General features: G+C 72.4%; 7 protein-coding genes and 1 pseudogene. 5 read left to right on the top strand and 3 right to left on the bottom strand.

Annotated elements, in window-relative coordinates:
- Nucleotides 1-60: 60 nt before the first annotated feature.
- From AOK22_RS36595 to AOK22_RS36590, 3 genes are all read left to right on the top strand, one after another.
- Nucleotides 61-720 carry a PadR family transcriptional regulator gene (locus tag AOK22_RS36595; protein ID WP_107102118.1) on the top strand — a complete coding sequence of 220 codons (660 nt, stop codon included), beginning with the start codon at nucleotides 61-63 and terminating at the stop codon, nucleotides 718-720.
- A gap of 101 nt (nucleotides 721-821) precedes the next feature.
- Complete coding sequence (locus tag AOK22_RS43805) at nucleotides 822-947, top strand: hypothetical protein (protein WP_269086338.1); 126 nt, start codon at nucleotides 822-824, stop codon at nucleotides 945-947.
- Between the two features lie 77 nt (nucleotides 948-1,024).
- Nucleotides 1,025-1,708: a glycerophosphodiester phosphodiesterase gene (locus tag AOK22_RS36590; protein WP_055702979.1), complete on the top strand. Its 684-nt coding sequence runs from the start codon at nucleotides 1,025-1,027 to the stop codon at nucleotides 1,706-1,708.
- A 22-nt stretch (nucleotides 1,709-1,730) separates the two neighbouring features.
- Here the strand turns inward: AOK22_RS36590 and AOK22_RS36585 are convergent, their stop codons facing one another.
- A complete protein-coding gene (locus tag AOK22_RS36585; RefSeq protein WP_055702978.1) occupies nucleotides 1,731-2,288 on the bottom strand; it encodes a GNAT family N-acetyltransferase in 558 nt (185 codons plus the stop codon).
- Nucleotides 2,289-2,370: 82 nt separating this feature from the next.
- On the opposite strand from AOK22_RS36585, the gene AOK22_RS36580 reads away from it, so the two are divergent.
- Together AOK22_RS36580 and AOK22_RS36575 are read left to right on the top strand one after the other, a co-directional pair.
- A complete protein-coding gene (locus AOK22_RS36580) occupies nucleotides 2,371-2,763 on the top strand; it encodes a VOC family protein (protein WP_055702977.1) in 393 nt (130 codons plus the stop codon).
- 78 nt (nucleotides 2,764-2,841) lie between these two features.
- A complete protein-coding gene (locus AOK22_RS36575; RefSeq protein WP_055702976.1) occupies nucleotides 2,842-3,552 on the top strand; it encodes a class I SAM-dependent methyltransferase in 711 nt (236 codons plus the stop codon).
- Between the two features lie 112 nt (nucleotides 3,553-3,664).
- Here the strand turns inward: AOK22_RS36575 and AOK22_RS36570 are convergent.
- Together AOK22_RS36570 and AOK22_RS40465 are read right to left on the bottom strand one after the other, a co-directional pair.
- Nucleotides 3,665-5,041: pseudogene (locus AOK22_RS36570) on the bottom strand (sodium:solute symporter family protein); the annotation flags it as partial.
- Nucleotides 4,939-5,218 (bottom strand): DUF3311 domain-containing protein (locus AOK22_RS40465; protein WP_157872404.1); only part of this gene is annotated, 280 nt, incomplete at its 5' end. The pseudogene AOK22_RS36570 and the gene AOK22_RS40465, both read right to left, overlap by 103 nt.

Below are 5,218 nucleotides of genomic sequence, written 5' to 3'. Positions count from 1 at the left end.
CCCGCGGCCCCACCGGCCCGCCCTTGCGCGCCACGTGGGACGTTCACTTCAATGCGGCCCATGGCAGCCTCTCGTAGACCAGCGCAGCAGCACGACGACCCGCCCGCCCCGGAGCTGCCGCCGACGGCCTGGGCGGTGCTCGGGCTGCTCTCCTTCCCCGGGGAGCGGACCGGGTACGAGCTGAAGAAGTGGGCCGACGCCTCGCTCCGCTTCTTCTACTGGTCGCCCGCCATCAGCCAGATCTACGCCGAACTGCGCCGCCTGGAGGGCCTCGGCTACGCGACCTCGCGGCGCTCGGGCCCCGACGCGCCCCGCACCAAGCGGTCGTACGCCATCACCGGCGAGGGACGCGCGGCGCTCGCCGCCTGGGCGGGCGGCGGCCAGGACGCGGGCCCCGCCGTCCTCAAGCACCCGCTGCTGCTGCGGGTCTGGCTCGGGCATCTGACCGAACCGGACCATCTGCGGGCGCTGGTCGGCGAGCACATCGCGCGCACGAAGGGCGAGTTGAAGGAGGTCAGGGACGCGCTCGCGCGGGCGGACGGCGCCGAGGCCTGGTCCCACCCCGAGGTCGCGCTCCGGTGGAGCGAGCGCCGTCTGGAGGCGGAGGTCGAACTCGCCGAGGCGATGCTCGGCGACCTCGACGAACTGGCCGCGCGCGAGGGCGCGGACCCGCCGCGCCGGCCCGTGGACGAGGGCACGGCCCGCCCCGTCAACCCGTGAAGGACGCGCCCACGGCCGGGTGACGTGGCTCGCCCCCGTCGCGCCGCGGGCGGTAGGACGGACGGGGTCAGCACTCCCCCGCCGTACGGAGCAGCGCACCCGTGAGCACCCGTGCCGTCCTTGTCGCCGCCCTGATCACCGGACTCCTCCTCGGCATCGTGGGAGCCAGAGCGGACGACTCCGGTCACTCCCGTCCGAGCGGTTCCCTCACCGAGACGGGCCATTAGGCTGCGACATTGCCGCGTGGTTTCCTCCGTCCTCGCCACGCGGCCGCCGAGCCGCCGTCGACGGAAGCGAGTGAATCTTGAACTTCCTCACCATCGGTCATCGCGGGGTCATGGGTGTCGAGCCCGAGAACACGCTCCGCTCCTTCATCGCCGCGCAAGCCGCGGGCCTCGATGTCATCGAGCTGGATCTGCATCTGAGCAAGGACGGCGCCCTCGTCGTCATGCACGACGCCGACGTGGCCCGTACGACCGACGGAAAGGGGCCGATCGCCGAGAAGACCCTCGCCGAACTGAGGGAACTGGACGCGGGGCGCGGCGAGCGCGTCCCCGTCTTCGAAGAGGTCCTGGACGCCGTCAGTGCTCCGCTGCAGGCGGAGATCAAGGACGTCGCCGCCGCGCGCGCCCTCGCCGAGGTCATGCACCGACGCGATCTGGTCTCCCGGGTGGAGGTGATCTCCTTCCACGACGAGGCCGTCGCGGAGATCGCGCGCCTGGTGCCCGGCGTGCGCACCGCGCTCGTCGCGAGCCGTTACGGCACGGATGTCGTGGAGCGCGCGAGGACCGTTGGCGCCACCACGCTCGTCCTCAACATCCGGCGCCTGACGCTGGAGATCGTCGAGCACGCCAGGAAGGCCGACCTCCGGATCATCGGCTGGGTGGTGAACACGCAGGACGACCTGCGTCTGGTGCGGGCGCTCCAGTTGGACGGGGCGACCACGGACTTCCCGGAGATCAAGCGGACGGGTCGCTTCACGGCCTAGCGCCCGCCCGCGTTCCGGCGCGTCAGCCCCGGTCGAGCTCCTTGACCAGCAGCTCGAACCGGAGGCCGTCGCGCTGCGGAATGCCGAAGCGCTCGTTGCCGTACGGGAAGGGCGTCGACTCTCCCGTACGGCGGTAGCCGCGCCGCTCGTACCAGGCGATGAGGTCCTCGCGGGCGTTGATCACGGTCATGCGCATCTCGGTGGCGTCCCACGTCTCGCGCGCGATCCGCTCCGCCTCGGCGATGATCACCTTGCCGAGGCCGGCGCCCTGCAGTGCCGGGCTCACCGCGAACATCCCGAAGTAGGCGTGGTCCCCGCGGTGTTCGAGCTGGCAGCAGGCCACGAGCTCGCCGTCCCGCTCGACGGCGAGCAGCCGGCTCCCGGCCTTCTCGATGACCGCGGCGACCTCCTGCGGGTCGGTGCGCTGGCCCTCCAGGATGTCCGCCTCGGTGGTCCAGCCCGCCCGGCTGGAGTCCCCGCGGTAGGCCGACTCGACCAGTGTGACGAGCGCGTCGATGTCGGCGGCGGTGGCGTCACGGAACGTGAGCTCACCGGGGGCGGGGCGCAGGGCGGTGTCCATGGGCGGTCGTCTCCGTTCTCCGCGCGTTCTCGGCGCGGTTTGTTCCTCCGTCGAGCCTAACCCCCGGCTAGGGTGCGACCGCATGGTGCACGTACTGAGCAGCAGGACCCTCCTCCGCCCCACCGACCCGGAGCGTTCCCGCGTCTTCTACGGCGAGACGCTGGGTCTGGCCGTCTACCGCGAGTTCGGCACGGGCCCCGAGCGCGGCACCGTCTACTTCCTCGGCGGCGGCTTCCTGGAGGTCTCCGGCCGCTCGGACGCCCCGCCCCCGCCCGGTCTCCAGCTGTGGCTCCAGGTCGCGGACGTCCGCGCGGCACACGAGGAGCTCGCGGAGCGGGGCGTGGAGGTGCTGCGGCCGCCGGTCAGGGAGCCGTGGGGGCTGGTCGAGATGTGGATCGCCGACCCGGACGGTCTGGAGATCGTCCTCGTCGAGGTCCCGGACGATCATCCGATCCGCTACCGGCCCGGGATCTGACCGCTTCGGACTGGTGTCCGACCGCCGTCGCCGTGCCAGCATGAGGGGCCTTCGCCGAGCGCTCCTGGAGGCACTCCCGTGACCGACCTCGACAGCCAGACCGGGTACTGGGACGCCGTCGCGGCGACCAAGACGTTCACGCATCCGCTGTACGCGCCGTGGCTGGCGGGCGTGGACCGGGGCGCCGCCGTGCTCGACTACGGCTGCGGTTACGGCCGCACCCTGGAGGCCCTGACGGCCCACGGCTTCCGGGACCTCGCGGGCGTCGACACCTCCGCGGGGATGATCGAACGGGCCCGTGCCCTGCTCGCCGCGCCGCGCTTCGACGTCCTGACGGCGCCGCCCGAGACGGGCCGCCCCGACGCGAGCGTCGACCTGGTCGTCCTGTTCGCCGTGCTGACCTGCGTGCCGCGCGCCGACGCCCAGCGGCGGCTGATCGCCGAGCTGGACCGGGTGCTCAGGCCCGGCGGGCTGCTGTACGTCAGCGACTACCTGCTCCAGGACGACGCGCGCAACCGCGAGCGGTACGAGCGCTTCGCCGAGCGCACCGGCGACCACGCCTACGGCGTCTTCGAGACCTCCGACGGCGCGGTCTGCCGCCACCACACCGAGGACCGGCTGCGCACGCTGCTCGCGGGCTTCGAGCCGGTCGACTGCCGCCGGGTCACGGTGTCCACGATGAACGGGCACGAGGCGGCGGGCGCGCAGTTCCTGGTCCGCAAGCCGCCCGCGCCCCACGGGCAGGACCGTGGCCTTGGCCTCAGGACGACGGCGGGGCCGGGGGCCTGAGCACGAGGGCGCGGACCGCGTGCTCCTCGACGCGCTCGCGGGACTAGAGCAGTCGCCGTCGGGCCGCCGTTCGCCGTGTCTCCGGCGCTGTGCGTCGCGTCCTCGGCGCCGCTCATCGTGTCTCCTTCGCGTACGGGGCCGTATCGACCCGCGGCGTGCGCCGATCGGCTCCCGGGGCCGGGCCAGGGGACAGCCGCACGACCGCGACCGTCACGACGAGGTTGGCGGCGAGCGCGACGATGCCGCCGTTGATCCCGTGGAACGGGTCGTTGTCGGTCAGCCACAGCCCGAGCACCACCGCGAGCCCCACGAGCATCCCCGCGACGGCGGCCCTGGCCGTGAGACGCCGCCAGAACAGGGCGAGCAGCACGACGGGCACCAGCTGCGCCAGGCCTTCGTACGACAGGACGGAGAGCTCCACCAGCGTGTTCGGGTGGAAGAGACTGCCGGCGAGCGCCACGAGCCCGGCCAGGACGCACACGGCCTGGGAGAGCCGCTTGGTGCGCAGGTCGCGCGCCTCGCCGGAGACCTCGCGCACGCGCCGCGCGCGCGGATCGGCGCCGTTGCCGCCGCCGAGGACGGTCCGCCCCCACAGCGTGCCGATGGACAGCATGAACACGCTCATCGGCACGATCGCCGACAGCGCGCCCGCCACCCCGACGACCGCCACGAGCGGCGCGGGCAGCGAGTCGGTGACCAGGCTGAACAGCGCCAGGTCCGGATTGCCGAGGGTCGGCATCACGAACAGGGCGGTGGCACCGACGATCATCGGCACGAACAGGAGCAGCTGGTACCAGGGCAGCAACAGGGCGTTGCGGCGCAGGGCGTTGGGGTTCTTGGCGCTCAGGTAGCCGGCGACCGTGGTGGGGAAGATGGTGATGGTCACGGCGTTGAGGGCGACGGTGCTGAGGAACCACACCGAGTCGCGCCCGCCCGACGCGTGCCCCGGGAAGGTCAGCCACTCGGGCCGCTCGGCCACCATGCGCCCCGTCAACTCGCCGATGCCTCCGACGTAGTGCATCGGGATGTACACGGCGAGGAAGACCACCGCGAGGATCACGAGGACGTCCTTGAAGGCGCTCACCCACGCCGAGCCGCGCAGCCCGGACACGAGGATGAAGATCTCCGCCACGACGAAGGAGATGACGGCGGCGACCTTCAGGTCGACGCCGCCGTACGTCATGGCGTTCACGACGACGCCCATGCCCTGGATCTGCACCTGGATGTACGGAACGATGAAGACGGTCGCGACGACGGCCACCAGAATCCCCACCGGCCGTGATCTGAAACGGAATTCGGCGATGTCGGCGATCGAGATCAGGCCGTGCCGGGAGGCGTACGTCCACAGCGCCGGGCCGACGACGTAGGCGACGGCGAAGCCGACGGTCAGATAGGCGACCAGGTAGAGGATGGGCGCGCCGAAGGAGTACGACCAGCCGGCCGTCCCCAGGAACGAGAAGCTGGTGTACGTCTCCCCCGCCATCGGTACGCCGGGTCGAGGCGGGCCACGAGCCAGATGACGAGCGGGCTGACGACGGTCGCGGCGATCATCCAGGCGAGCAGGAAGGGGACGCCGAGGACGCGCGGTTCGACGCGGTTGGCGACGAGGGGCGCGGCGCCGTGGAGCAGGGCGGGCACGAGCAGCAGCCACAGGGAGGGGCGGGCG

Origin of the sequence: Streptomyces silaceus (genome assembly GCF_001419745.1) — a bacterium.
In the GTDB taxonomy this organism is placed as follows: domain Bacteria; phylum Actinomycetota; class Actinomycetes; order Streptomycetales; family Streptomycetaceae; genus Streptomyces; species Streptomyces silaceus.
The sequence above is the reverse complement of the archived record's forward strand: the minus strand, read 5'-3'. Positions and strand labels throughout refer to the sequence as shown.

What these genes read in the sequence shown, in the direction of transcription:
- AOK22_RS36595 (WP_107102118.1), top strand. Translation starts at nt 61, where the DNA reads ATGGCAGCCTCTCGTAGACCAGCGCAGCAGCACGACGACCCGCCCGCC.
- AOK22_RS36585 (WP_055702978.1), bottom strand. Translation starts at nt 2,288, where the DNA reads ATGGACACCGCCCTGCGCCCCGCCCCCGGTGAGCTCACGTTCCGTGAC.
- AOK22_RS36580 (WP_055702977.1), top strand. Translation starts at nt 2,371, where the DNA reads ATGGTGCACGTACTGAGCAGCAGGACCCTCCTCCGCCCCACCGACCCG.